General features: G+C 62.9%; 24 protein-coding genes. 16 read left to right on the top strand and 8 right to left on the bottom strand.

Going from position 1 to position 22,610, the window contains the following annotated elements; translation table 11 throughout:
• Window positions 1-78 precede the first annotated feature (78 nt).
• From AC0L3I_RS31455 to AC0L3I_RS31445, 3 genes are read left to right on the top strand one after another with little or no spacing between them, the layout of a single operon-like run.
• Window positions 79-687, top strand: coding sequence for a cupin domain-containing protein (locus tag AC0L3I_RS31455; RefSeq protein ID WP_473529511.1), 609 nt, complete (start codon window positions 79-81; stop codon window positions 685-687).
• Window positions 677-1,762 carry an ABC transporter ATP-binding protein gene (locus AC0L3I_RS31450; RefSeq protein WP_473529510.1) on the top strand — a complete coding sequence of 362 codons (1,086 nt, stop codon included), beginning with the start codon at window positions 677-679 and terminating at the stop codon, window positions 1,760-1,762. The genes AC0L3I_RS31455 and AC0L3I_RS31450 overlap by 11 nt, the downstream gene beginning before the upstream one ends.
• Window positions 1,763-1,801: 39 nt before the next feature.
• On the top strand, window positions 1,802-3,229 hold the full coding sequence (locus tag AC0L3I_RS31445; protein WP_473529509.1) for an aldehyde dehydrogenase family protein: 1,428 nt from the start codon (window positions 1,802-1,804) through the stop codon (window positions 3,227-3,229).
• 65 nt (window positions 3,230-3,294) lie between these two features.
• On the opposite strand, the gene AC0L3I_RS31440 is transcribed toward AC0L3I_RS31445, so the two are convergent.
• Window positions 3,295-3,987: a FadR/GntR family transcriptional regulator gene (locus AC0L3I_RS31440; protein ID WP_352952949.1), complete on the bottom strand. Its 693-nt coding sequence runs from the start codon at window positions 3,985-3,987 to the stop codon at window positions 3,295-3,297.
• Window positions 3,988-4,165: 178 nt separating this feature from the next.
• On the opposite strand from AC0L3I_RS31440, the gene AC0L3I_RS31435 reads away from it, so the two are divergent.
• From AC0L3I_RS31435 to AC0L3I_RS31405, 7 genes are read left to right on the top strand one after another with little or no spacing between them, the layout of a single operon-like run.
• Window positions 4,166-5,161, top strand: coding sequence for an ABC transporter substrate-binding protein (locus AC0L3I_RS31435; protein WP_473529508.1), 996 nt, complete (start codon window positions 4,166-4,168; stop codon window positions 5,159-5,161).
• 12 nt (window positions 5,162-5,173) lie between these two features.
• Window positions 5,174-6,001: an ABC transporter permease gene (locus AC0L3I_RS31430; protein ID WP_473529507.1), complete on the top strand. Its 828-nt coding sequence runs from the start codon at window positions 5,174-5,176 to the stop codon at window positions 5,999-6,001.
• Window position 6,002: 1 nt separating this feature from the next.
• Window positions 6,003-6,806 (top strand): ABC transporter ATP-binding protein, encoded by an 804-nt coding sequence (locus AC0L3I_RS31425; protein ID WP_473529506.1) that lies wholly within the window; start codon window positions 6,003-6,005, stop codon window positions 6,804-6,806.
• 6 nt (window positions 6,807-6,812) lie between these two features.
• Window positions 6,813-7,568, top strand: coding sequence for an ABC transporter permease (locus AC0L3I_RS31420; protein WP_473488259.1), 756 nt, complete (start codon window positions 6,813-6,815; stop codon window positions 7,566-7,568).
• A 2-nt stretch (window positions 7,569-7,570) separates the two neighbouring features.
• Window positions 7,571-8,269 carry a fumarylacetoacetate hydrolase family protein gene (locus AC0L3I_RS31415; protein WP_473488307.1) on the top strand — a complete coding sequence of 233 codons (699 nt, stop codon included), beginning with the start codon at window positions 7,571-7,573 and terminating at the stop codon, window positions 8,267-8,269.
• Window positions 8,235-9,800, top strand: a complete 1,566-nt coding sequence (locus tag AC0L3I_RS31410; protein ID WP_473529505.1) for an acyl--CoA ligase — start codon at window positions 8,235-8,237, stop codon at window positions 9,798-9,800. The genes AC0L3I_RS31415 and AC0L3I_RS31410 overlap by 35 nt, the downstream gene beginning before the upstream one ends.
• Window positions 9,800-10,783, top strand: a complete 984-nt coding sequence (locus AC0L3I_RS31405) for a 2-dehydropantoate 2-reductase (RefSeq protein WP_473529504.1) — start codon at window positions 9,800-9,802, stop codon at window positions 10,781-10,783. Before AC0L3I_RS31410 ends, AC0L3I_RS31405 begins: the two co-directional genes overlap by 1 nt.
• A gap of 11 nt (window positions 10,784-10,794) precedes the next feature.
• On the opposite strand, the gene AC0L3I_RS31400 is transcribed toward AC0L3I_RS31405, so the two are convergent.
• From AC0L3I_RS31400 to AC0L3I_RS31385, 4 genes are all read right to left on the bottom strand, one after another.
• Window positions 10,795-11,202 carry a type II toxin-antitoxin system VapC family toxin gene (locus AC0L3I_RS31400; protein ID WP_473529503.1) on the bottom strand — a complete coding sequence of 136 codons (408 nt, stop codon included), beginning with the start codon at window positions 11,200-11,202 and terminating at the stop codon, window positions 10,795-10,797.
• On the bottom strand, window positions 11,199-11,465 hold the full coding sequence (locus AC0L3I_RS31395; RefSeq protein WP_473529502.1) for an AbrB/MazE/SpoVT family DNA-binding domain-containing protein: 267 nt from the start codon (window positions 11,463-11,465) through the stop codon (window positions 11,199-11,201). Before AC0L3I_RS31395 ends, AC0L3I_RS31400 begins: the two co-directional genes overlap by 4 nt.
• A gap of 201 nt (window positions 11,466-11,666) precedes the next feature.
• Window positions 11,667-12,146: an SRPBCC family protein gene (locus AC0L3I_RS31390; protein ID WP_473529544.1), complete on the bottom strand. Its 480-nt coding sequence runs from the start codon at window positions 12,144-12,146 to the stop codon at window positions 11,667-11,669.
• Between the two features lie 2 nt (window positions 12,147-12,148).
• Entirely contained in the window at window positions 12,149-12,508 is a 360-nt protein-coding gene (locus tag AC0L3I_RS31385; RefSeq protein ID WP_473529501.1) for an ArsR/SmtB family transcription factor, read from the bottom strand.
• 159 nt (window positions 12,509-12,667) lie between these two features.
• Here AC0L3I_RS31385 and AC0L3I_RS31380 point away from each other — a divergent pair, with 159 nt between their 5' ends.
• Window positions 12,668-13,024: an ArsC family reductase gene (locus tag AC0L3I_RS31380; RefSeq protein WP_473529500.1), complete on the top strand. Its 357-nt coding sequence runs from the start codon at window positions 12,668-12,670 to the stop codon at window positions 13,022-13,024.
• 15 nt (window positions 13,025-13,039) lie between these two features.
• On the opposite strand, the gene AC0L3I_RS31375 is transcribed toward AC0L3I_RS31380, so the two are convergent.
• Together AC0L3I_RS31375 and AC0L3I_RS31370 are read right to left on the bottom strand one after the other, a co-directional pair.
• Entirely contained in the window at window positions 13,040-14,542 is a 1,503-nt protein-coding gene (locus AC0L3I_RS31375) for a xylulokinase (protein WP_473529499.1), read from the bottom strand.
• Between the two features lie 40 nt (window positions 14,543-14,582).
• Complete coding sequence (locus AC0L3I_RS31370; protein ID WP_473529498.1) at window positions 14,583-15,566, bottom strand: sugar-binding transcriptional regulator; 984 nt, start codon at window positions 15,564-15,566, stop codon at window positions 14,583-14,585.
• Between the two features lie 138 nt (window positions 15,567-15,704).
• Between AC0L3I_RS31370 and AC0L3I_RS31365 the strand changes: the two genes are divergently transcribed.
• Both AC0L3I_RS31365 and AC0L3I_RS31360 read left to right on the top strand, forming a co-directional pair.
• Window positions 15,705-17,033 carry a sn-glycerol-1-phosphate dehydrogenase gene (locus AC0L3I_RS31365; protein ID WP_473529497.1) on the top strand — a complete coding sequence of 443 codons (1,329 nt, stop codon included), beginning with the start codon at window positions 15,705-15,707 and terminating at the stop codon, window positions 17,031-17,033.
• A gap of 4 nt (window positions 17,034-17,037) precedes the next feature.
• Complete coding sequence (locus AC0L3I_RS31360; RefSeq protein WP_473529496.1) at window positions 17,038-17,847, top strand: HAD-IIB family hydrolase; 810 nt, start codon at window positions 17,038-17,040, stop codon at window positions 17,845-17,847.
• Window positions 17,848-18,020: 173 nt separating this feature from the next.
• Here the strand turns inward: AC0L3I_RS31360 and AC0L3I_RS31355 are convergent, their stop codons facing one another.
• A complete protein-coding gene (locus tag AC0L3I_RS31355) occupies window positions 18,021-18,941 on the bottom strand; it encodes a sugar-binding transcriptional regulator (protein WP_473529495.1) in 921 nt (306 codons plus the stop codon).
• A 155-nt stretch (window positions 18,942-19,096) separates the two neighbouring features.
• On the opposite strand from AC0L3I_RS31355, the gene AC0L3I_RS31350 reads away from it, so the two are divergent.
• Genes AC0L3I_RS31350 through AC0L3I_RS31340 form a run of 3 tightly spaced genes read left to right on the top strand, consistent with a single transcriptional unit; the run spans window position 19,097 to window position 22,423 of the window.
• On the top strand, window positions 19,097-19,984 hold the full coding sequence (locus AC0L3I_RS31350) for a carbohydrate ABC transporter permease (protein WP_473529494.1): 888 nt from the start codon (window positions 19,097-19,099) through the stop codon (window positions 19,982-19,984).
• Window position 19,985: 1 nt separating this feature from the next.
• Complete coding sequence (locus AC0L3I_RS31345) at window positions 19,986-20,858, top strand: carbohydrate ABC transporter permease (protein WP_473529493.1); 873 nt, start codon at window positions 19,986-19,988, stop codon at window positions 20,856-20,858.
• A 59-nt stretch (window positions 20,859-20,917) separates the two neighbouring features.
• Window positions 20,918-22,423 carry an ABC transporter substrate-binding protein gene (locus AC0L3I_RS31340; RefSeq protein WP_473529492.1) on the top strand — a complete coding sequence of 502 codons (1,506 nt, stop codon included), beginning with the start codon at window positions 20,918-20,920 and terminating at the stop codon, window positions 22,421-22,423.
• Window positions 22,424-22,610 lie beyond the last annotated feature (187 nt).

The following is a 22,610-nucleotide window of genomic DNA, read 5'->3' as shown; positions in this document are numbered from 1 at the left end:
CCCTTCTCCCACAATGAGGGGAGAAGGGAGAACCGCGAAGCGCCGCTCCAGGATACCGAAAACGAGGTCGGGAAACAGATGGACATACTGGACGAAACGGCTGAAAAGCCGAAGGACGACGCCGATGTGCGGGTCGGCCGGCGTGTGCGTGCGCTCAGGCTGGAACGCAATCTTTCGCTGGCCGAGCTTTCCGCCAAGGCCGGCGTTTCGATCGGGGCGCTCAGCCAGATCGAGCGCGGCCTGTCCTCGCTTCGCGTCAAGGTGATCTGGCCGCTCGCCGCCGCTCTCGACATTGAGCCCTCGGCGCTGATTGCTGACGGCAACGACGGCGTCAACGATCTCTATTGTGTACGCGCCAACAGTCGGCGCCAGATCCCGGTGAAGTCGGAAGGCATCGCCAAAGCGCTGCTGTCGCCGCCGGCCGCCACGCTCACCGGCATGCTGGTGACGGTGGAAGCCGGTGGTGGCACCCTCGAAGCCTACGCCCATCCCGGCCACGAATTCGGTTTCGTCCTGTCGGGCGAAGTCGAACTCGTGATCGATTCAACCACCTATGGGCTGAAGACCGGCGACAGCTTCGCCTTCAAGAGCACCTTGCTGCATGCTTTCCGCAATCCGGGCGCCGAGCGCTGCCAAATCCTCTGGGTCAACACGACCAAGCCGTCCGAGGTTCGCGATGGCGCCTGAACCTCTCGTCCGGCTGGATGCAGTGTCGAAGATCTTTCCTGGCGGCGGCGTCGGGCTGGACGCCGTCGATCTCGACATTGCCCGCGGCGAGTTCCTGACCTTGCTCGGCCCATCCGGCTGCGGCAAAACCACCAGCCTGCGGGTGATCGCAGGGTTCGAAAGCCCGTCGAGCGGACGGGTGCTGCTCGACGGCCGTGACGTTACTTCGCTGCGGCCGTTCGACCGTCCCGTCAACACCGTGTTCCAGGACTATGCGCTGTTTCCGCACATGGACGTCGCCGAAAACGTCGGCTTCGGCCTGTCGCTGCGCAAGCTTTCCGGGGCAGAACAGGCAAAGCGCGTCGGCGAAGCGCTCGACATGGTTGGCCTTGCCGAAAAGCTCGGCGCCCGCCTGTCCGAATTGTCGGGCGGCCAGCGCCAGCGCGTCGCGCTTGCCCGCGCGATTGTCTGCGAACCGCGTGTGCTGTTGCTCGACGAGCCGCTGTCGGCGCTCGATGCGCATCTGCGCGAACAGATGCAGGTCGAATTGAAGCGGCTGCAGTCGCGGCTCGGCACGACCTTCGTCATGGTCACGCACGACCAGACCGAGGCGCTGTCGATCTCCGACCGCATCGTCGTCATGAACAAGGGACGCATCGAGCAGATCGCGCCGCCGGCCACGCTCTACGACCGGCCCGCCACCAAATTCGTCGCCAGTTTCATCGGCACGATGAACCTGCTGCAGTCGCGCTTTGTCGGCCGTGACGGCGATCGGTTGCGTTTCGCCGCCGGCGCCTTGCCGCTCGAAGCCACATTGGAAACCGGCGAAGCGCCGGGAGAAGGCGCGGTGCGAACCATCGGTGTGCGTCCGGAGGATCTTCTGGCAGCGACCGAAGCTGCGACCGGCACCGCGCCGGTGCGGGTGAGCAGCATCGTCTTTCACGGCCGCACCTTGCGCCTGCACGCCGAATTGGGGCAGGGGATACGGGTGGTGATCGATGCGCCACGCCGGGCGGAAGGTTTTCAATTCAGCGTCGGCGATGTGGCGCATATCAGCCTGCGTCGCGGCGCTAACTGCCCTATGCTACCCGGCTAATCTGATCCCCGTCCTTTCCAGAAAACCGGAGCATCACCCATGAGCAATCACCTGAACTTCTTCATCGACGGCAAATGGGTCGCGCCCGTGGTGCCGGCAACGCTGGATGTGATCGACCCGTCAACCGAAGAGGCCTATACGAAAATCTCGGTCGGCTCGAAGGCCGATGTGGATCGCGCCGTGGCAGCGGCGAAGGCAGCCTTTCCGGCCTTCTCGCAGACCAGCAAGGCCGAGCGCCTGCAGCTGCTGAAGCGCATCCTCGAAGTCTACAACGAGCGCTACGAGGACATCGCGCAGGCCGTCAGCCAGGAAATGGGCGCGCCGATCACCTGGGCGCGCGAGGCGCAGGCCTGGGCGGGCAGGGCGCATATGGAAGCCACTATTCATGCGCTGGAGGATTACGAATTCAGCGAGAAGCGCGGCACCACCATGGTGGTCAAGGAGCCGATCGGCGTCTGCGCGCTGATCACGCCGTGGAACTGGCCGCTCAACCAGATTGTCTGCAAGGTGGCGCCGGCGATCGCCGCCGGCTGCACCGTCGTGCTGAAGCCTTCCGAGATCGCGCCGATCAGCGGCATCGTCTTTTCGGAAGTGATGGAAGCGGCCGGCACGCCGAAGGGGGTCTATAACATGGTCAACGGCACCGGTCCCGATGTCGGCCAGGTCATGGCCGGCCATCCGGATGTCGACATGGTTTCCTTCACCGGCTCGACCCGGGCCGGCATCATCGTCGCCAAGACGGCGGCCGAGACGGTCAAGCGCGTGGCGCAGGAACTCGGCGGCAAATCGCCCAACATCGTGCTTGCCGATGCCGACTTCGAGAAGGCCGTGCGCAAGGGCGTCAACGCCTGTTTCGGCAATAGCGGCCAGTCCTGCGATGCGCCGACGCGCATGCTGGTGCCGGCCGCCCGCCACGATGAGGCGCTGGTGATCGCCAAGAAGGCGGCAGAGGCGCACAAGGTCGGCGATCCGCGCTCGGAAGAGACCAAGCTCGGGCCGGTGGTCAGCAACATCCAGTTCGACAAGATCCAGCGGCTGATCGAGGCCGGCATCGCCGAGGGTGCTACGCTGGTCACCGGCGGTCCCGGCCGGCCGGAGCATCTTAATCGCGGTTATTACGTGCGACCGACCGTCTTCGGCCACGTCAAGCCGGGCATGACCATCGAGAAAGAGGAGATTTTTGGGCCGGTGCTTTCGGTCATCTCCTATGATGACGATGACGACGCGGTGAAGATCGCCAACGACACGGTCTATGGCCTCGCCGCCTATGTGCAGTCCGGCGATATCGATCACGCGCGAAAAATCGCCGGCCGCCTGCGCGCCGGGCAGGTCTCGATCAACTATCCGGAATGGGACACCTTCGCGCCGTTCGGCGGCTACAAGCAATCGGGCAACGGCCGCGAATATGCCGATTGGGCAATCCACGACTTCCTCGAGATCAAGGGCATCGTCGGCTACGGCGCGTAGGGCTTAACCCGAACAGCGCCGCGCATCCAAGAAGGACGCGCGGCGCTGTAGCGGGTCAATCCGAGCTATTCGGCGGCTTCGCGGACAGGGATCAGGCGCCGCTCGACCTGTTGGAGATGCAGCCGCATCGCCGCCGCCGCGCCGCCGAGGTCGCGCTCGGCGATCGCTTCGACGATCCGTTCATGGTCGGCGAAGCTGTGATGGTCTGCCGGAGGGCGGGCGCCCTCTGAACGGAGACGTCCCCACACCACGGTTCGGCGCACGGCGTTCAGGACATCGAACAGGCCGAGCAGCACATTGTTGCGGCTCGCCTGCGCAATCTGCCGGTGGAGCAGATTGTCGATGTTCTCATATTGCCGCCATGTGACGGCTTCCCGCGTCTGCACCAGCGATTGACGCATGCCTGCGATATCGGAAAGCGTGGCGTGCAGCGCCGCTTCGCGCGCAATCTCGGGTTCGATGATGAGGCGCGCGCGCATCACGTCGGCCGGATTTGTGCGTCCGGCGATTTCCGAAATGCCGATCGTCTCCTCGACCGGTCCACTGCCGACGAAGGTGCCCCTGCCGACGTGACGCCAGATGCGGCCGTCCTTCTCGAGCACTGCCAGCGCCTTGCGCAGATCGCCGCGCGATACGCCGAGGCTCTCGGACAGTTCCCGCTCGGCAGGCAGCCGTGTCTCGCCGGCATGGTCCATCTGGGCAAGATAAGCCTGAAGCTGAACCAGGGCGGCGTGGCCGCCATTACCGGGATCGTCCATCAATTTAACCAATCCGCGTATGATTTCTCTTTGTCGGTGTTAAAGCGATTAGCTCAAACCGTCAACTGCCGAGTTTTCTAGGCCCGCCAGTCCGACACGGTGCAGTTTCTCCTTGACCAATTCCCTCCGTAGTCTTAACCAATTAAGGAAATGGTTACAAAAAACGGGAGGAATGACAATGGCCAGCATGACCAGACGTACCATCCTTGCCACCGCTTTTGCCGCGGCCCTGGCATGGGCACTGCCCCTGTCGGCCGCAAATGCGGGCGATATGCGCATCGCATTCGGCGACCTTCCCGGGATCGAATCCATCCAGACGCTCGCCGCGATAGAGCGCGCCAAGGAACGCGGCGTGAATGTCGAGCTCATTGTTCTCAATGACGAGGATCTGGCAGCCCAGGCCATTGTCGGCGGCCAGGCCGATGTCGGCATCGGCGCGCCCTATACTTTGATCCAGAAAGTTGGCGTGCCGATCCGGATTTTCGCGCAGATATCGACGCTGCGCTTCTTTCCTGTCGTCAACAGCGAATTCTACAAGGAATGGAAGGATCTCGACGGGCAGGAAGTCGCCGTTCAGGCGCGCGGCTCCGGCACAGAGGCTGTCATGCTCCTGATGGCGAAAAACCACGGCATCAAGCTCGGCAACATCAGCTATGTCCCGGGTTCCGAGGTTCGCCGCAATGCACTGCTCCAGGGGACCATCAAGGCGTCGATCGTCGATGCCGCCAACCGGCGCGCGCTCGAGGCCGAAGCCCCCGGCAAGTTCATCGTTCTGCCGGTCGATGATCTCGGCGCCTCGGACGAAGCGCTTTTCGCGACCGCGGACTATCTGAAGAACAACGCCGCCGACGTCGACATCCTGGTCGAGGAACTGATGAAGACTGCGCGGGAAATAACCGCGAACCCGGCTGTCGCGGTCGAGCTCCGCAACAAGTACAAACTGCTGCCGGATCTCGGCGCGGAGGCGGATAGCGAAATCACCGAATACTACAAGGAAACCGCGGAAGCCGGCAGCCTTGCGCTGAATGGCGGCGGGGCGGATGCGGCCAAAGACGACTTTGCCTTCTTCAGCCTTGCCGGCCAGATCGAAGGCGACCCAGCGAGCCTCAAGGTCGAGGACTTCTGGGATGTCTCTGCGATCGACCGCGCCGTCGCCAAGCTCGGCAAGAAATAGGCGGCCTGCCGGATGGCCGTAAGCATCAGAACCGACGGCGAGCCTGCCGGCCTCGCTCCTCTTGCCAATCGCAGTGCGACGGGCGCATCGTGGGACCAACCGGTCCTGCTCAGGCTTGTGTCGATCGCCCTGTTCGCGGGAATCTGGGAGGTGGCCGGGCGCATTCCCGTCAGCTTCGCCTTTCCGACTTTTTCCGACACCATCGTCGCGTTTTTCGGGCTGCTCGCCGACGGCAGCTTGGCAACCGCATACCTCTCGACACTGCAGCCGCTGGTGCTCGGTGTTGTCCTGTCGGCGTTCCTGGGTGTCGGCCTCGGCACGATCTGTGGCCTGTGGCGCACCGGCGAATGGCTGGTGATCCCTGTGTTCATCGTGCTTCAGGCAGCGCCCGTCGCCGCCTTCATTCCGATGGTCACCTTCGTCTACGGAATAGGCATGACCGCCAAGACGCTCGCCGTCATGATCCTGGCGCTGCCGGTCATCGTGCTCAACACCTACAAGGCCGTGCGCAACGTCAACGAGTCGCTGCTGGTCATGTGCCGATCGTTCCTGGGCACACGCTGGCAGACCGTCGTCAAGATCATTCTTCCGGACGCCAGCCCGGTGATTTTTGCCGGCTTGCGCCTCGGCGTCGCTGCCGGGTTTGTCGGCGTGGTGCTCGCCGAGCTGCTGATCACCCCGACCGGCATCGGCGACCTTATCACCTTCCACCGCTCGCGCGCAGACTACGCCGAGATGTACGCAACAATTGCCTCGATCATTGCGCTTTCCACTCTCACGCTCGTCTTTCTGCAGTGGGTGGAGGTCCGTGTTTTCAGGCCCGAGAGTAGAGGTGCTTAAGATGGGTGCGACCGCATTGCGAAATGGACCGTCGCCGGTTCCCGCACCGATCGATTCAATCGTGGAAGTGAGGGGAATTTCCAAGACCTACGGCAATGTCGAGGCGCTGCGTGGCATCGACCTCGACTTTCCCAGGGGCAAGCTGACCAGCCTTCTCGGACCCAGCGGTTGCGGAAAGACGACGCTGTTGAAGATTATAGCGGGGCTGACACGGGCCGATGGCGGAACCGTCGCGATCAACGGCAAGCACGTCACGGCACCCGGCACCGAACGCGCTTTCGTGTTCCAGGATTTTGCGCTGATGCCTTGGGCGACCGTGATGCGCAACGTTGCCTTCGGACTGGAATTGCGCGGCACCAACAAGGCCGAACGCGAGGAGATCGCCCGCCGCTATATCGCCGAGGTGGGTCTCGCCGGCTTCGAGGACAAATATCCCCACGAGTTGTCGGGCGGCATGCGCCAGCGGGTCGGCCTGGCGCGGGCTTTGTCGGTCGATGCCGACGTCCTGCTGCTCGATGAACCGTTTTCGGCGGTCGACGAGCAGAACCGACGGAAGTTCCAGGAAGACCTGATCCGGCTGCGCACCAACCAGAACAAGACCTTCATCTTCGTCACGCACTCGATCGAGGAGGCGGTCTACATCTCCGATCGTATCGTGTTGCTGTCACCGAGACCCGGCCGGGTTTCGCAGATCATCGAACCGGAAATCGATCGCTCCGGTGACCCGGAGCGCATTCATCGCGACAGGCACTACCTCGATACCGTCGAGGAGATCTGGCAGGGGCTGAAGCAATATGTGGAATGACCGGCCATGACCTTGTTTGGCTACCGTGTACCAATGATGGCGTCCCTGCTTGTCTGGTGCGTCGTATGGGAAATCGTCGGACGGCTGGACCTCGTCTTTCTGCTGCCGCCGTTTAGCGACGTGCTGGTTGCAGCCGTCGATCTCGTGCAAACCCCGTCCTGGCAGAGCGCGACGGTTACAACCCTTCGCGCCTTCGCCATGGGCATGGCCCTGTCGATCGTTATCGGCGTGCCGTTGGGCGTCCTGATGGGACGCGTCAAGATCGCCGACGACCTGCTCGGCATGTGGGTCAACATCTTTTCAAGCGCACCGCTCTCGGCGATCGTCCCCGTGCTGATGATCCTGTTCGGCTTCGGCGAGAAGACGATCGTTGCGGCGGTGTTCCTGTTTGCGATCTGGATCATCGTTCTCGACACCCGCGCCGGGGTCCGCCACATCTCGCCGTCGCTGATCGAGATGGCGCGTTCCTATGGCGCCTCGCGCCCGGCACTCTACACCAAGATCATCCTCTGGGGGGCGCTTCCGGAAATCCTTGCCGGCATCCGCCTCGGCCTCATCCGCGGCGTCAAGGGCGTCGTCATCGGCCAGTTGCTCGTCGCCATCGTCGGCTACGGTGCGCTGTTCGAAACCTTCTCGCGAAATTTCCGCATGGCCGAATTCTGGGCCTTGACCATCATCCTTTTTGCCTTCGCCCTGCTGATCGCCGAACTGATCGAAAGGGCCGAAGCCAAAGTCGAATACTACGCAGGAGCAAGACAGTGAACATGCACGGCACGACCTCAAGCTATGTCATCGAACCGACCGCAGTCCCCAGCATTCAGGTGGCGGCAACCGACAAAATGTTTCCGGTGCACCGGGTCTATTGCGTCGGGCGGAACTATGCCGCGCATGCAGTCGAGATGGGACACGACCCCAACAAGGAGCCGCCGTTCTTCTTCCAGAAGAACCCGGATAACCTCGATACGACAGGGGAATTTCCGTATCCTCCGGCCTCCAACGATGTCCATCACGAGATCGAAATGGTCGTGGCGCTGAAAAGCGGCGGTACGGATATCCCGGTCGAAAAGGCTCTGGACTGCGTGTTCGGTTATGGCGTAGGTCTCGACATGACGCGGCGCGACCTGCAAGGTAAGGCGAAGGACATGGGCCGTCCATGGGAGGTCGGCAAGGCCTTCGAGGCATCGGCGCCATGCACGCCATTGGTTCCGGCAAGCTCGATCGGCCATCCAACCCAGGGAGCGATCTGGCTGGACGTCAATGGCCAGCGAAAACAGACCGGCGACCTCAACCAGATGATTTGGAAAGTTCCGGAAATGATCAGCTATCTCTCAGGTCTTTTCACGCTGATGCCGGGAGACATCATTCTTTCCGGCACGCCGGCGGGCGTCGGCGCGGTTGTTCGCGGTGATGTTCTTCGCGGTCATATCGATGGCGTCGGCGACCTCGAGGTTCGCGTTGTCTGAGGCGGCGTCGATCATTGAGCGGCTTGCCGCCGGCGCCGACGATGCGCCGGCGATTTCGGCGCCCGACAGGATCACGCTCAGCCATGGCGGACTGCGCCGCCTGATCTCCGAGACGGCGGCGCAACTGCATGCGCTGGGCCTCGGCCGTGGCGACCGGGTGGCCATCGTGCTGCCGAACGGGCCGGAGATGGCGACGGCCTTTGTCGCGGCGGCGGCGGCGGCGGCGTCGACGGCGCCACTCAATCCGGCCTACCGGGCCGACGAGCTCGATTTTTACCTGACGGACATCGGCGCCAAGGCAATCCTCGTCGCCGAGGACGAAAGCGGCCCGGCGGTCGCGGTTGCCGAGCGCCTGGGCATAGCTGTGCTCAGGCTCATAGCACTCCGTGACGCGCCAGCCGGAAGCTTTGGGATCGAGGGTGAACCGATCGGCCCGCCGGCTGCGCCCGAATTGGCTGAGGACGGCGACATCGCGCTGTTGCTGCACACGTCCGGCACCACGTCACGACCCAAGCTGGTGCCGCTCAGCCATGCCAATCTCGCCGCCTCGGCCGCCCATATCGGCGCGACGCTCGGCCTGACGGCCGGTGATCGCTGCCTCAACGTCATGCCGCTGTTCCACATTCATGGGCTGATCGCGGCGGTGTTGTCCTCGCTCGCGGCCGGCGGCAGCGTCTTCTGCACGCCGGGCTTCAACGCGCTGCGCTTCTTCCATTGGCTTAGCGAGGCGCGGCCGAGCTGGTACACGGCCGTGCCGACCATGCATCAGGCCATCCTGCCGCGGGCGGCGCGCAATGCCGATGCATTGGCCGCCGCGCCTCTTCGCTTCATCCGCTCGTCCTCGGCATCGCTCCCGCCGCAAGTGATGGCGGAGCTTGAGGCGACCTTCGGCTGTCCGGTGATCGAATCCTACGGCATGACCGAGGCCGCGCACCAGATGGCCTCGAACCGGTTGCCGCCGGGCCTGCGCAAGCCGGGCAGCGTCGGCGCCGCCGCCGGACCGGAAGTGGCGGTGATGGCGCTGGACGGGCAATTGCTGCAGCCCGGTGAGACCGGCGAGATCGTCATTCGCGGGCCCAATGTCACCGCCGGCTACGAGAACAATCTGGACGCCAATGCCACCGCCTTCGCGCATGGCTGGTTTCATACCGGCGACCAGGGCATGCTCGACGATGACGGTTATCTGCGCGTCACCGGCCGGCTCAAGGAGATCATCAACCGTGGCGGCGAGAAGATCTCGCCGCTCGAGGTCGACGACGTGCTGATGGATCATCCGGCGGTGGCCCAGGTCGTCACCTTCGCCACGCCACACGACAAGCTCGGCGAGGAGGTCGCGGCTGCGATCGTGCTGCGCGAGGGCATGGCCGCCACCGAAGGCGACATCCGCAGCTTTGCCGCGCTCCGGCTTGCCGACTTCAAGGTGCCGCGCATTGTCCTGATCCTGAACGAAATCCCGAAGGGCGCGACGGGCAAGCTGCAGCGCATCGGTCTCGCGACCAAACTCGGACTTGCGAAACCCGGGCTGGGATGATGCGGATCACCATTTTTGGCGCCGGCGCGATCGGCGGCTATCTCGCGGCCAAACTTGCCATGGCCGGCCGCGTCGATCTGTCGATCGTGGCGCGGGGCGCTCATCTCGAAGCGATCAGGACGGCCGGGCTTTGCCTGATCGAAGACGGTCATGAATCCGTCGCCTCTGTCAGGGCCGCCGCGCAGGCGCAAGAGCTAGGTGTCCAGGACTACGTCGTGCTGGCCCTCAAGGCCCATTCCGTCGCACCAGCGCTCGACCAGATCGCGCCGCTGCTGGGCGAGGGGACGGCTGTCGTCACCATGCAGAATGGCGTGCCGTGGTGGTACTTCCACAAGATCGGCGGTTCGCTCGAAGGCACGCGGTTGCAAGCGGTGGATAACAGTGGAGTGATCTGGGACCGGCTTGGGCCGGATCGCGTCATCGGCTCGGTCGTTTATCCCGCGGCCGAGGTGGATGCGCCCGGCCTGGTCCGCCATATCGAGGGAAAACGCTTCTCGCTTGGTGAGCCCTCGGGCGAGAAGAGTGAACGTGTCACGCGGCTTGCCGAGGAGATGGTTGCGGCGGGGCTGCAGGTGCCGGTTCGCGACGACATCCGAAGCGAAATCTGGGTGAAGCTGTGGGGCAATCTCTCCTTCAACCCGATATCCGCGCTGACCGGCAGCACGCTTGCGGCAATCGCTGCCGACGAGGCAACCCGCACGCTTGCCCGCGCCATGATGCTGGAGGCGCAGGCGATCGGCGAAAGCCTCGGCGTCCGTTTCCCGATATCGGTCGACCGTCGCATCAAGGGGGCCGGCGACGTCGGCGAGCACAAGACGTCGATGCTGCAGGATCTGGAACGCGGCCGGCCAATGGAGATCGACGCACTGGTAACGGCGGTCCAGGAGCTTGGCCGGCTGACCGGCCAGCCGACGCCCACCATCGACAGCGTTCTGGCGCTGGTGCGCCGCCTCGCCATCGAGCGCGGCTGCTATCTGATATGAGACACGAGCTATCAGGCGCTCGCCTTAAGGAGGTGGGTGGAACGCCCTTGTGAAGAAAGAAGCTTCACAGCCTCTTTGTCAAAGGAAACGAAGACTTCCCCGCCCAGCCAGCTACCATCATAGGCAATCACACCATCAGCAAAATCACCACCAGCATCAAGGACCGATAGACCAGCTTCAACTGCGGGCCGATTGACCACGACATTCTCCGTATTCAGCAGGGCACGGATCGCGGCGGAAATGTCCTCACAGGCAGTCTTATATTGGCGGGCCAAGACCCAAGTGAATTCACAGAGGGATTGTAAGCTTACAGCCACGATATCCGCGGTTGCCAGCAACTCGACAGCGGCACTCGCCTGCTTGGCATCGTCAGCCACATAGGCGCGCAGCAGAACATTCGTATCAGCCGTGATCTTCATTCTTTGCCGGCCCCGGCGGCCGCACCAGCCTCGGCAATTGCCTCATTGATTTCCTCAATAGTGAGAACTTGGCCATTCGTCTTCCCTTTCAGGAAGCCATGAAGGTCCCGAAACGATCCCTTCGGCTGCGATGCCTTTAGCTCTGCCCGGCCACCCGGTAGCAAATCCAGTTCGATTTTTTCTCCCGGCTTAATGCCGAGGTGTTGGAGCACATCTTTCCGAAAAGTGACCTGCCCCCGTGCCGTTACGGTCAGTGTCGTCATGGCAGAATCTCCTAATTGGTAACCTGAAATATAATGCAAAAGTGCATTACGTTCAAGCGCCGGCCTTCCCCGGCCATCAGGCGGCAGCCGATTCGGGCGGAACGCCTACATCTAAGCCCCTATAAAGAGCTCGGACGCTGGCATCTAAACGGCCACGACGATTTTTTGCCGGCTATGTAAGCGCAAAGCGAGGCCGCAGCCTCAAATCGTCCTGACATACGCCGCAAGCTGGTCGGCCACGGTTCCCCAGCCGTCGAAAAAGCCCATCTCCTCGTGGTTCTTTCGTGTCGCTTCATCCCGGTGTATGGCTGTCGCGGTGTAGCGCGTCGCCTTGCCTTCCGGCTGCAATGCTATGACCGCTGTGATGAATGGGTCCCCTGACGGCCGATAGCCGGGCAGCAACGCATCGGTCCACACCAGCCGCTCGTTCGGCACGATGTCGAGGTAGCAGCAGTGGCGGTCATTGACCTCCTTGCCATCAGGCGACTGCATGCGGGTCCTGAACAGCCCGCCAGGTCTGAGGTCGATCTCGCAATCAGTGACGATCCACGGCTTCGGTGTGAACCATTGCCGAACATGCTCGGGCGTCGTCCAGGCTATCCACAAAAGCTCGCGCGGCGCGTCGACGACGCGCTCGAGGACGAGGTCGAGTTTCGGGTCGGGTTTGAACAGCGGAGCCATGCTCATTTGTCTTTCTCCTTGAGTGCCATGATGTAGTCGTCGAACTGGTCGAGGCGGCGTTCCCACAGCGCGCGCTGCTCGACCAGCCAGTTTTCCGCAAGCTTCAGTGGCTCAGGCGCAAGCCGGTAGGTCCTGACACGGCCGGCTTTTTCGGACCGCACCAGCCCGCAGCCTTCCAAAACCCTGAGATGCTCGACGAAGGAGGGCAGGGCCATGTCGAATGGCTGGGCTAGCTCGCTGACCGAGGCCGGGCTTCTGTTCAGCCGCTCGACAACTCGGCGGCGCGTTGGATCGGCAAGCGCCCGGAAGATGCCGTCGATCGGCGGCTGGCTGGCGGAGTGCAGGCTTGTTGCCACGGTCATGTCGTCCTCGCGTCACTGCACATTGTTACTTAGGTAAAAACCTCAGTATTGGCAAGCGCAAAAATTCTGAGGATGCCTGCGGGGTCGCCGCTGGCAATGTCTGAAGGGTGGTTTACGGTGCGCCAGATTCGATGAGCGATTAGTCCGAGGGCCAAAAATTTGACGATCACGATGTACGGCGTCACCAATTGCGACACGATCAAGAAGGCGCGTGTCTGGCTGGAGAGCCATGATGTCGCCTATCGGTTCCACGATTACAGGGTCGAAGGACTGGAGGCGGATCGGCTCGACGGCTGGTTCGGCAAGGTCGGCTGGGAAATCCTGCTCAACAAGGCGAGCACGACATTTCGCGAACTGTCGGACACGGACAGGCTGAGCCTCGACGAGAACAAGGCCAAGGCGCTGATGCTGGCCAAGCCGACGATGATCAAGCGGCCGGTCCTCGATCTTGGTGATCGTATCCTCGTCGGCTTCAAGCCTGATGTCTATCAGCAGGCGGTGGGCGGGTTGAAGTAGCCGGACGGGATGCTTTCACGCTCCAGTTCGCCAGGCGAATTGGGTCGCGGGGAAGACCTTGGCCTGCCTGGCCGAGAGCGCGTCCCATGCTGCGCGGCAGCTGGGGTCCGGTTCGATCGTCTCGGCGATGCTGGTCATGGCATCCGCCGCCTCAGAAAAACTTTCGAACCATCCGACGCCGACCGCCGCGCTGATCGCTGCGCCGAGGGAGGAGGCTTCGGCATTGTGCCCCTTATGGATCGAGATCCCGGTTGCGTCCGCGATCATCTTTGTCCAAAGCTTGCTGTTGGCGCCGCCGCCGATCGCCACCATTTGCGCCGGCGAAAGACCATGGCTGCGCATCTCTTCGAGAGCCCGGGCGGTTTGCAGCGTCATCGCCTCGAGCCCTGCACGATAGAAGTGACCGAGCGTGTGCGAGGGGTGCATGCCGATGAAGCTCGCGCGTGCGCTCGGATCCCAATGCGGGTCCATGCAACCGACCAGGGTGGTGCCGGCGAGAAGTCCGTCGGAGCCGATCGGGACGGCCGCCGCTTCCCTTTCCAGGCGGTCGAAGATCGCCGGATCGGAGCGCCCGCCGGCAAAATTGTCGACGAACCAGTTGACGAAATAGACACCCGCCCGCTGCACTGCTTCGAGGAAATAGCCATCGCCTGTCGGCGAGGTCATGGTACGCCAGAAATCGCCGACCACCGGTTCCCGCGACCAGATTCCCGCTATGATCGCAGTTCCGAGATTGAGATAGACGACGCCGTCGCGCATGGCATTAACGCCGAGCCCGGCGCATTGCCCATCGCCGCCGGCGGCAATCACTGGCGTTCCTTCGGAGAGGCCCGTTGCTGCGGCGGCCGCGGCATCAACCGTCCCGACCCACGTGCCGGACCGCACCGCATTGGGAAGTTGCGACGGCTTGATGCCGAGATGATCGAGGACCGGCTGCGACCATGCCTTACGCGAGATGTCGAAGAGACCGAACGGATCGGCGCTCGTCCAGCTCGCACTTGGTGTTCCCGTCAGTTTCAGCGTCAGATAGCCGTGCACGTCGAGGATTTTCTTCGCATTGTCCAACCGTTCCGGCTCGTTCTCGCGCAGCCATTTCAGGCGGTAGACGACCGGCGTCACATCGATCGGTTTACCGGTGATCGCGTGCAGCCGCTCACGGCCGATCTCCGCCGCGAAACGGTCGACCAGCCCGGCGGCACGTTCGTCGAGCCAGAGGCTCGCGGGTCCGATCGGCTCGCCGGCGCCGTCGATGAGGGCAACGGTCTCGCGCTGGTTGGAGATCGCGATCCCGGCGATGCGTTTCGGGTCGACCGTGCCGACAAGCTGTCGCAGCGCTGCTGTTGCGGCCCGCCACCAGTCAGTGACCTCCTGCTCGACATAATCCGGCCTCGGCCTCATCAGATCGAGCGGCGCGCGGCCTTCCGCCACGGCTTGTCCGTCCCGGCTCCAGGCAATCGCCTTGCAGGATTGCGTGGAACTGTCGAGGCCGACGACAAGAGGTCCGTCGCTGCTGCCCATGATTTGTCCTCCCGAGACGATGGGTTCCACCGAGTGCTGGTTATTCCAAGAGAATGTTTGCGGTGGCCATGTCGGTGACAAAATGTGTCGCATATCCGCCGCCGAGCCCAGCCCTGATCGCCCCCATCTTGCGGGCGCCGCCGGCGGCGCAGATGCGGACGGGCACCGCTTTCAGTTCGTCGAGCGTGATGCCGACGGTGCGTCCGTCGAGCGGCGTTGCGAAAGGGGCTCCTTGAGCGTCGATGAACCGCCCGATGATAACGCCGAGAGCTCCCTGCTCGATCATGCCGGCAAGTGCGGCGGCATCCGATATCCCGGCTCGGGCATAGGTGCTCTCCGGCCCGATATCGCCGATCCCGAAGATGACTTTGCCGGCGGCACGGATCATGCGGAACTGGTTGACGAGCATCGGCTCCTGCATGAGTTGGTCGTGCAGGTCGTCGGTGGAGACGATCGCCGGGGCAAGCAGGTTTATGCAGCGGGCGCCGAGCCGGTTGGCCATCAGCGAGGTGCAGAATTCCGGCGAGAAATCGCTGGTGCCGATCGAGCTTCCCGAGAGCTGGACGACGGTGAGGTTCCGATCATGCCGTAGTCGTGGGATCGAGCGGGCGGCAGCGAGCACCGTTTTCCCCCAGGCAACGCCGATCGTGTCCCCCGGATCGACCATCGACGCCAGCAACCGTCCTGCCGCTTCGCCGATGCGGCGGTCGGCATCGTTGGGATCGAGGTCGGGGATAACCGCCGCGCCGCGAAGCCCGTATTTTTCCATGAGACGCCGCGAGGTCAAGGTGCGGGCAAAAGCGTCGTGGTCGACCTGCACGGCGACAAGTCCGCTTTCTCGCGCCTCCTGCAGATAGTGTACCACGCTCGCCCTGGAGACGTTCATGACCTTGGCCACATCGCTCTGGTTGAGCTGGTCGACATAGTAGAGCCAGGCAGCCCACGCCACCGCGCTGTCGAATTCGGGCGGCAGTGCCGAGAGCCCAGATGGTCGGACCACGTCGATGTCGGCGTTGGCATTCATGTCCCTTTTTCCGCAGGTTTGCGGAACGAAGTCAAGCGTCGCGGGGAAATGCTTGACAAAAGACAGCGATAGGTGACTATTGTTCGATGCGCAGCGCGCCTGCGTCTCGATTAGAGAGTTGCCCCACAAGAGGACGCCATGACCAATCCGGCAGCCGGATCCTGGACGACTTTAATCGACGACATTTTGGACGGGCGCTGGACCAACCCGGAGACCGGGATAAAGGCCGTCGTGCCATATGAGCGGATCGTCATCGAAGGAAGCCTCGAAGGGCGGGCGGCCGATCTCGTTTCTGAGCTCGACCTGGGTGAGCGGTTCACGGTCGTTGCGGATGCCGCGACCTATGATGCGCTTGGCGAACGCGTTGCGCGCGAACTGAAGACGCTTGGCCCCGTCGATGTCGTGATATTGGATCACCCGCATGCCGACATGGCCAACGTCGAAAGCCTGGCCGTCAAACTCGCGGATGCGGATGCCGTGATCGCGGTCGGTTCCGGCACGATCAACGATCTCTGCAAGTTCGTCACCGGAAGGAATGGACGGCGCTACTGCGTGTTCGGGACGGCCGGTTCGATGAACGGCTACACATCGACGACCGCATCCATCACACTTGAAAGCGGCCTGAAGGTATCGCTCCCTTCCCACGCGCCATCAGGCTTTTTCGTCGATCTTGGCGTCTCCGCTGCCGCCCCGACCTATCTGTCGGCGGCGGGGTTCGGTGACTGCCTTTGCCGCTCGGTCGCCCAGATCGACTGGTGGATGTCGCACCGTCTGCTTGGCACTGCCTACCATCAGGTTCCGTTTCTGATCCAGGAAAAGGATGAGGCGGCGCTTAACGAGCGTGCGGCAAAGCTTGCCGAACGCGACATCGAGGCCAATGGCTATCTCTACCGCGTGCTGACGCTCTGCGGCCTCGGCATTTCCTTCACCGGCGTCTCCAATCACGGTTCGATGGGCGAGCATCAGATATCGCACTACATCGACTGCTTCGCCGGCGAGCGTCACCCCGGTACGCTCCACGGCACCCAGGTAGGTGTCGCTTCACTCACCATGGCGCGATTGCAGCAAGCATTGCTTGCAAGCGACAAGCCGCCGGTGGTGATGGCGACGAGGATCGATCCTGACGACATGGTCCGCCGCATGGGGCCGGCTGTCGCCGCACAATGTCTCGACGAACTGAAGAAGAAGGCCTTCGACGAGAATGCCGCCGCCGCGTTCAACGAGCGGCTGCAGGAGGTCTGGCCGACACTCAGGCAGGAGCTCAAGCAATTCATGGTGCCTGTCGACGAGATGCAGCGCCTGCTGAAATCTACCGGCGGCCCGATTTCAGCCGCCGAACTGGGCACGCCGGCTGACCTTTATCGCGAAGCTGTCGTTCATTGCCGGGAGATGCGCAATCGCTTCTCGTTCCTCGACATTGCTGCGGATGCAGGAATGCTGGAGGATTTTGCGCGCGGGGAAGCCTGACCGGATGCGCGACCTCGCCGAATTCGCACCCGAAACTGCGTCGCGCATGCGCGGCGTCTTCTGCGATATCGACGACACGCTGACGACCGAGGGTCGTCTTCCGGCCGACGCCTACCGTGCGCTCGAACGCCTGCACCAGGCGGGCCTTGTCGTTGCTCCCATTACCGGGAGACCGGCAGGCTGGTGCGACATGATTGCCCGGTTCTGGCCGGTGACCGGCGTGGTCGGCGAAAATGGCGCCTTTTACTTCGCTTATGATCAGGCAACGCGAAAGATGATCCGGGTTTTCGCGGCGAGCGCCGAGGAACGCCGGGAAAACAGGCGCAGGCTCGCCGAACTGGAAAAGCGCATTGTCGAGGAAGTGCCGGGTTCGGCGGTATCCGCGGACCAGCGATATCGCGAAGCCGATCTGGCCATCGACTTTTGCGAGGATGTTCCGGCGCTGCCGCTGTCCGATGCCAGGCGCATCAAGCAGCTTTTCGAGCAGGCCGGCGCTGTCGCCAAGATTTCGTCGATCCATGTGAACGGCTGGTTTGGCCAATACGACAAGCTGTCGATGACGCGCCGCTTTGCGAGCGAGAGGCTGGGAACCGATCTCGATGCTGAAAGGCAGGCCTATGCATTCGTCGGAGACAGCCCGAACGACGCCCCGATGTTCGGGTTCTTTCCGAACTCGTTCGGGGTCGCGAATGTGGTGGATTTCCAGGGACAGATCGACGCCGAACCCGCTTACGTCGCCAGGTCGCGAGGTGGCCGCGGCTTCGTCGAGATTGCCGATGTGATCCTGGCAAACCGGAGGTCGGGGGTGGTCTGATCGGCCGGCGCGAAATATGCCGCCCGCAAAGACGCAAAGGATGTTCTGCAGGCGCAACAGAACCAGGGACGGAAGATTCGATGCCAGTCTGCTTTCAGATGAAAGCGAGCGCAACGCTCCAGGCAAAACCGCACAGCACCTTCGGCTGCCAGCGCGATGCCGGCCGGGGGATGTCACAGCGAGCTGCCCGTCTCCTGGTCGGTGATGAGGCCGGTGAAGAACCCTTTTTCCAGGAGCTTGGCCATGATGCCGACCTTGTTCTTTCCGCCGGAAACAAGGATGCGTTTGGGAATGTTCAGCGTGTCGAGAGGATAAACCCCGACAATGCGTTCGTTGACGGGATGGTCGACGAGTTCGGCGTTGCGGTCGAAGAAATAGCCGAGAAAGTTCCCTATCGGCTTCATTCTCAGGATGTCGTCGAATTCCTCGTCCGTCATGTAACCGACGCTCCGAAGCGTCGAGCTGGTTGTGCCGCCGACGCTCATCAGCGCAAGGTCGGCGTTCAGCGCCTTCTGGATAACCTCGCGCGCGCTCGGTTGCTGCAGGATCGTCTCGCGGCTTTCGCGGCTGTCGCAGATGATGGGTCCGGGGAGATAATAGGATTCGGCCTGCGTGCGCTGGGCAAAGACGGCGGCGGCGTCGTATTTGTCGATCGACGACCGGCGCGACAGAGAGCCGAGAAGCGGCACGACGGTCACGTTCCTGAGCGCCACCGGTTCGATGTTGGAGGCGAGCCATCTCATGGTTCGGCCCCATGCCATGGCGACCGTCATGTCGTCCCTGAGCAGCGTCTCGACGGTCTGCGCGGCATAGATGCCGATCACTTCGGAGAGCCCGAGCTCCGACCCGGTGTCATCAGGCGTGACGCTGCATATGTCGAGCCGGTACTTCCGCCTGAGCTGTTCTTCCATTTCGAGCGCCTGGGACGTCCCGGCGTTGATGCGGATCGAGACGATGCCGCGCTCCTTCGCCTCGGCCAGCAGCCTATGGATCTTGGTGCGGTTGATCTGCAGCCGCTCGGCGATGGCCTGCTGCGTTTCGCCCAGCACGAAATATTGATGGGCAACCCGAGCCAGCAGACCGATCGACGTCATGAGGGTTCTCCGATGCTGGTGGCGCACCCGTCTGAATGCCGCTGTCGCTGGCCAACAAGTGCTTGCCACGGACATGGTGAAGATATAGCATTTGAACAAATGCACAAGATATGAACATTTGTGCATCGCAAAACGAAGCGGTTCGGGAGGAACGCGTGCGGGTTGCCCAAGCCAGACGTTTCGTCATTTCGGACCACCCACTGCCCTGGCTGCTGCCGCTGGTGGCGATCCTGCTTGTCTTCACCGTCTACCCCCTGATCTACAACATCTGGCTGAGCTTCCACGAGTTCGTCCCGCGCAGGCGGGCGCTCGAATTCGTCGGAACGGAAAACTGGGTGCAGCTCTGGAACGACGCGCGGTTCTGGCAGTCGCTCGTCATCACCTTCACCTATTTCGCCATCGCCCTGGTCTTCGAACTGGTGCTCGGCATGGCGATCGCGCTGCTCCTCGACAGCGACGGCTTCGGTTTCGGATTCCTGCGCGGCGTCCTGACGATGACGCTCGTCATCCCGCCGGCCATCGTCGGCATGATGTATCTGCTGATGGAGGATCCGCAGTTCGGGGTGATCAGCTATCTCCTGCAGTCGATCGGGCTGCTCAATCCAAACAACCCCATCCTCGCCACGGCGTCGACCGCGCTTGCCGGCGTTCTCGTCGCGGAAATCTGGCAGTGGACGCCGTTCATGGTCCTCATCTTCCTTGCCGGTCTCAGGGCGCTGCCGCCGGAGCCTTACGAGGCCGCGATGATCGACGGCGCGTCGTCTTTCCAGATTTTCCGGCGCATCACCTTGCCGATGATGTCGAAGGTGATCGCGATCGCCGTCCTGGTCCGCGGCATCGATCTCTTCCGGGTCTTCGACTACGTCTTCGTCATGACCTCCGGCGGACCGGGAGCGTCGACCTATTCGCTTTCCCTCTATGCATGGCAGCAGACGTTCAGCTTCGTAAAATGGGGCTATGGAGCCACGCTCAGCCTCGTCACCCTGGTGATCATCCTCGTCATTGCCAACCTCTTCATCCGTATCGCGAAGGTGAGATGGTAGAATGAACGGCTCCTTCTCGACGCGCATGCTTCGAACCATCGCCGCCTGGGTCGTGGTCGCAATCTTCTTCTTTCCGATCTACTACTGGACGTCGGTGGCGTTCAAACACGGCAATGACATCTTCAACCGCCCGCCAAAACTGTTCGCCTTCACCCCGACCTTCGACAATTTCCAGAAGGTGTTCGGGATCTCGCTCGGCAGCGGCGGCATCACCGTGACGCCGGGCGGCGGCAATTTCTACATGGCGCCCCGCGTCTGGGATTCGATCGTGATCGCGACGCTGTCGACCGTGCTCGCCGTCGTCATCGCCACGCTTGCTGCCTATGCCCTGTCGCGCATGAACTTCCGCGGCCGGCACACTTTCGTCGGATGGGTGTTGTCGACGCGCATGATGCCGCCCGTCGCGGTCGCGGTTCCGATGTTCTTCATCTACAAGAATTTCGGGCTCATCGACACCTATACCGGCATGGTGCTGATCCACGCGCTGATGAACCTGCCGCTCGCCGTCCTCCTGATGAAGAGCTTCTTCGACGACATTCCCTCCGAGATCGACGAGAGCGCGATCGTCGATGGCGCCAGCCGCTTCATGATCTTCCGGCGGATCGTGCTGCCGATGGCCAAGGGCGGCATCGCCGCCACGGCGGTGCTCTGCTTCATCTTCAGCTGGACCGAATTCCTCTTTGCGCTGACCCTGACCACGACGTCGCTCAAGACCGTGCCTGTCGTCTCGTCGACCTTCGTCACCTCGATCGGCACCGCCTGGGGCAACATGGCCGCGCTTGGCGCCGCATCCATCATTCCCGCTTTCATCTTCATTCTGTTGGTTCAAAAGCACCTCGTGCGCGGTCTCACGATGGGGTCGTTGAAACAATAGATGGGAGGCTCGAATTCGCAGCCTTGTGAAAATCGCGAATTAAACCGGAGGAGTAGACAATGAAAGACAGCATCAGAAAGGCGCATCTTGCCTCTGTCACCGACCGCTTCGTTCGCGGACAGATGGACCGGCGCTCGTTTCTTCGCGCAGCAAGCATCCTCGGCCTCGGCGCCGGCGCGCTCGGCATGGGCTTTGGACGACGTCCGTTCTACGGCATCAGCCAGGCATCGGCTCAGGAACAGGAACTAAAGCCCAGCGCCGAAGTCACCAAGTGGCTCTCGGACGTCGGCAAGCCCTTTGCCGGAACGACCCTTCGTCTCGCCACCGAATCGACGCCGCCGTCGAATGCCATCGCCACGCAGCTCAAGCAGTATTTCGAGGAGGCGACCGGCATCAAGGTCGAGATCGAAGTGCTGCCGCTCGAGCAGGTGCTGCAGAAGCTGACGCTCGACGTTGCATCGAGCCTCGGCACTTACGACCTCTACTATATCGACCAGAGCTGGGCGGCGAGCTTCAGCCAGGACGTCTTCGATCCGCGCGAGCAGCTCAAGAACGCCGACCTGGCAATGCCGAACTACAACATCGACGATTTCCTGAAGCCGCTCGTCGACGGTATCGCCATGTACGAGGACCGCATGGTCGGCGTGCCCTACGACATCCCGATCTTCATCATGCAATACCGCAAGGACGTCTGGGACGAGCTCAAGCTGCCGCCTCCGGCCACGCTGGACGATTTGCTGAAGGCGTCTGCGGCGATCACCGACGCCAAGGGCCCGAACATGTACGGCACCAGCGGCCAGATGAAATCGGGCCATTACAGCCTCGAATGCGATTGGACGGCGTGGCTTTGGGGCCATGGCGGTTCGATTTTCGGCCCCGACGGCAAGTTCACCGGCAATGACGAAGCCGGCTTGGCCGCCATGGCCTACTGGGACAAGCTCAAGGCGACGATGCCGCCCGGGGTCGACGGCTGGACATGGGATGGCGAGGGCCAGTCGGTCGGCCAGGGCGTCGCCGCCTCGATGCTGTCCTGGGGCGAATTCTTCCCGTTCTTCGACGATCCCAAGGCCTCCAAGGTCTCCGGTCTGATGGAAGCGATGGTTCCGCCGAAACCTGCCGCCACGCTGCGCACCGTCGAGCAGACCGGATTCGGCGAAATTCCGGGCGTTGGTCACCAGGGCGGTTCTTCGCTCGCGGTGTCGAAATACTCGAAGAGCCCGGACGCCGCCTGGATTTTCATGCAGTGGGCGACCTCAGCCGATACCCAGGCGCTGATAACCGTTCTGGGCGGCGGTACGGGGCCAACGCGCACCAGCGTCTATGACGATCCGCGCGTGCTGGCCAATGCGCGTGTCGGCGCCGGCACGACCCGCCATTTGCCGGTCGTGCGCGACACCATCGCCAACTACATGGGATCCGAGCCCGACTTGCCGGCGTGGGCAGAACTCTCGAGCGACATGATCCCGGTTGCACTGGGCAAATACTTCGCCGGCCAGTCTGGCTCGGCCAAGGAGTCGCTCGACGCCCTGAAAACCCAGGTCGACGATCTCGTCGCCAAGGGCTGAATGTTCCCGGGGTGGGGGGGGGGGGGGGGGGGGGCGCGGGGGGGGGGGGGGCCCAGGCGGAAGAAAAGGAGGGGGGTGGGGGGGGGGGGGGGGGGGGGGGGGGGGGGGGGGTGTGGGGGGGGGGGGGGGGGGGGGGGGGGGGGGGGGGGGGGGGGGGGGGGGGGGGGGGGGGGGGGGGGGGGGGGGG

The organism is Mesorhizobium sp. WSM4840, assembly GCF_055811755.1.
This window is presented reverse-complemented; position numbering and strand designations above follow the sequence as displayed.